The sequence below is a fragment of the Lamprobacter sp. genome (assembly GCF_034860625.1).
GTDB lineage: Bacteria > Pseudomonadota > Gammaproteobacteria > Chromatiales > Chromatiaceae > Lamprobacter.
The window spans coordinates 1-2,713 of sequence record NZ_JAYESN010000327.1 but is presented as its reverse complement, the minus strand read 5'-3'; the positions used below and the strand labels follow the sequence as shown (position 1 = coordinate 2,713).

The window sequence follows — 2,713 nt, the reverse complement described above, 5'->3', positions numbered from 1 at the left end:
GACGAGTCGCACTTGGCCATGCTTGCCCTACAGTGGTACTCAAGTCGATAAGAAGTGAAGCGACAGTTTCTTACTCTCTGCAGCGCGCTTTTAGACAGGTCCGCGTTCATCCTAAAAAAGCATTTCAACCGCAGATGACGCAGATTAACGCAGAGATTCCAATACATTGCAGACGTTGATTGCTTCACCTGTTAGATGGCCTTGTTAAGCCTGCTGAGATCTTGTTTTATATTATTTTAATCTGTGCGCATCTGCGTCATCTGCGGTTTATAGGTTCATCAGTCGGTATTCTCTTCGGTCTTACTGCCAGGTAAGAGGGTGCTCGCAGCGACAGGCGGTTGCTCTTTGGCGGCGGCATCGCGGTCGGCCAGCGAGATCAGCCAGTAGGTGATGCCAAGGCTGACGATAATGACACCCATGCCGACCAGATCGAGCGCGTTGTACTCGGCCATATCGAGGATGATGATCTTGCGTGCGATGGCCATGATCGCGGTCGCCACCACCAGCTTCATCGGGAACACATCAGAGCGGATATAGAGCCTGATGTTCGAGAAGATCTCATAGGCGATCAGCACCGCGAGGAAGGCACCAAAGGTCTTGATGATGTCCGGAATCAGGAAATAGGGTGGCTGGATCAGATTGAGAAAAATGGTGTGAAGCACGCTGATCACGCCAACCAGGATCACGAACACCATCGCAATGGCGAGCACATAGGCGGCGAGGCGCATGATCCGATGCAGCCAGCGCAGGATCGGGTCGCGTTCGTTGGTGGGTAGCTCGTCGTGACCAGTCGCGTTCTGGTTGCTGGTCTGATTGGCGTTGGTCATCAGATTACGGCTCCTGGTTCGGGAAGAGATCCGGATTCAGCACGGCGTTGAGCGCAGAGTAGGGCAGTCGCACCCTTGTGATGCCGATCGCATAGGGGCCAATCTGATACAGGCCAAAGACCACCTCAAGGCCTTCTGCCATTGGCAGGAGCACCTGATAATTGTCAGGCTCGGGGGCCGTGCCACTGACCAGCCATTCATCATCGGGCTCGAACGACTCGCGCTGGATCAGCGCCTGGTAGCTGGCCTCGGAAAGGCGTTGTAGCCAGTCGCTGCCTGGCTTGAAGAGCGCGGACACCGGGATCGGCTCACCGGTCTGGCGGCTCAGCAACAAGGCATGGTTCTCGGTGCCGCCGTGGGCGCCGCCGGTGAAATGGTAGGTCTCGAGATCAAGGGTCCAAAAGGTTGGGCCTTGGTAGAGCAGCTCGCCGGTGATCGAGAGTCCCCAGGGCGGGCCGAGATGCTTGCCGTCGTTGCCTGCGAGAAAGCCTTGGTACTCGTCGCGAAACGCGTCGATCTGACTCAGCACCTGTTGCTCGATGAGGCGATTGGCCGCGGTGACACCGGCAGCGGGCTCGCCGCCTGTGTCGCTCAGTTGAACGAATTGTGCCGCGATCTCGATGTTCGGGCCGTCTTGGGTCAGACGCACCAGGCCGTCCTCGTGTGTCACCTCGACCGGGCCGATCTCTGAGGCCATGGTCAGATTGCCGCTGGCCGAGACCAGGAGTAGGGCCGCTACCAGGGTGCGCTGTAAAACCATTGCTGTCATTGAATTGGCTCCATGGACTTTTCGGGATCGAACCACTGGATCAGCTGGTTCATGGTTCTGGCCGCGTTAGGTCATTGGTGCTGGCTTAGGGCTGCGCTCAGCGGATCACTGACAGCTTTCGCACTCTGGGTCATCGATCGAGCAGGCCTTCGGTGCCGAATCGACTGGCTTGCCGGCGCCATTCGATTTTGCCTTGCCGGGCGATTGATAGGTGCCTCCAACGGCCGAGAGGCGGTTTGCTCTATTGGTATCCGCCATGGTCGATTTTTCGACGTGGGTGGCGCCCATCGAGCGCAAATAATAGGTGGTCTTGAGTCCACGCACCCAGGCCAGCTTGTAGAGGTTGTCGAGCTTCTTGCCGCTCGGCTCGCTCATGTAGAGGTTCAGGCTCTGGGCCTGATCCAGCCATTTCTGGCGTCGGCTGCCGGCCTCGACTAGCCAACGTGGGTCGACCTCGAAGGCGGTCGCGTAGAGCTCCTTCAATTCGTCGGGGATGCGGTCGATCTGCTGCAGGCTGCCATCGTAGTATTTGAGGTCGCTGACCATGACGCTGTCCCAGAGCCCGAGTGCCTTGAGATCGCGCACCAAGTAAGGATTGACGACGGTGAATTCGCCCGACAGGTTCGATTTGACGAACAGGTTCTGATAGGTCGGCTCGATCGATTGGCTGACGCCGACGATGTTGCTGATGGTCGCGGTCGGCGCGATCGCCAGACAGTTGCTGTTGCGCATGCCGACGGTCTGCACCCGCTCGCGCAGGCCGTTCCAGTCTAGGGTGGTGCTGGTGTCCATCTCCAGGTAGCCGCCGCGGCCCTCGGCCAGTCGCTGAACGCTGTCGATTGGCAGGATGCCCTGGCTCCAGAGGCTGCCGTCGAAGCTCTGGTAACGTCCGCGCTCGCCGGCCAGCTCGCTGCTGGCCTCGATCGCGTAGTAGCTCAGGGCCTCCATGCTGTGATCGGCGAAGCGGACGGCGTCTTGGCTGGCATAAGGGATGCGCAGCTCGTAGAGCGCATCCTGGAAGCCCATGAGACCCAAGCCCACTGGCCGGTGGCGGAGGTTGGAATTGCGCGCCTGCGGCACGTTGTAGAAGTTATAGTCGATGACGTTGTCGAGCATG

Annotated in this window: 2 protein-coding genes and 1 pseudogene; all 3 read right to left on the bottom strand. The window is 58.9% G+C overall.

All coding sequences use genetic code 11. The annotated features are described in order from the left end of the window. Positions 1 to 278: 278 nt before the first annotated feature. Positions 279 to 827, bottom strand: coding sequence for a phosphate-starvation-inducible PsiE family protein (locus VBE63_RS26965; protein WP_323683046.1), 549 nt, complete (start codon positions 825 to 827; stop codon positions 279 to 281). Between the two features lie 4 nt (positions 828 to 831). Next, positions 832 to 1,596 (bottom strand): DUF3298 and DUF4163 domain-containing protein, encoded by a 765-nt coding sequence (locus tag VBE63_RS26960; protein ID WP_323686078.1) that lies wholly within the window; start codon positions 1,594 to 1,596, stop codon positions 832 to 834. Between the two features lie 105 nt (positions 1,597 to 1,701). Next, positions 1,702 to 2,713, bottom strand: a pseudogene (locus VBE63_RS26955) (ribonucleoside-diphosphate reductase subunit alpha); the annotation flags it as partial.

Bases quoted from the DNA above. Each gene is read 5' to 3' on its own strand.
- VBE63_RS26965 (WP_323683046.1), bottom strand. From the start codon at position 827: ATGACCAACGCCAATCAGACCAGCAACCAGAACGCGACTGGTCACGAC.
- VBE63_RS26960 (WP_323686078.1), bottom strand. From the start codon at position 1,596: ATGACAGCAATGGTTTTACAGCGCACCCTGGTAGCGGCCCTACTCCTG.